This is a genomic window from Psychrobacter sp. TB55-MNA-CIBAN-0194, assembly GCF_040309505.1.
Taxonomy (GTDB): domain Bacteria; phylum Pseudomonadota; class Gammaproteobacteria; order Pseudomonadales; family Moraxellaceae; genus Psychrobacter; species Psychrobacter fozii.
The window spans coordinates 1-266 of sequence record NZ_JBEOOW010000371.1 but is presented as its reverse complement, the minus strand read 5'-3'; the positions used below and the strand labels follow the sequence as shown (position 1 = coordinate 266).

At 35.3% G+C, this 266-nt stretch carries 1 pseudogene; it reads left to right on the top strand.

From position 1 onward, the window contains the following. Window positions 1–266, top strand: a pseudogene (locus AAEY75_RS15505) (Teichoic acid translocation permease TagG); the annotation flags it as partial.

The window sequence follows — 266 nt, the reverse complement described above, 5'->3', positions numbered from 1 at the left end:
ATCCTTGATGGATCAAACAGTGTGTTTAAACGCATTAATATGGTATCAAAAATGAATTTTCCGATTAGTGCGCTGCCGTCTGTGGTCATCATGTCCAACTTGTTCAGCTATTTTGTCATGATGGGTGTCTATCTGATTGTGCTTATTTCTTATGGCATATATCCTGACGCGCATTGGCTACAATATATTTACTATCTTATATGTATGATCGCGTTTATGTTTTCGTTTAGTTTATTTAATTCAACAATTAGTGTACTCGTAAGGGA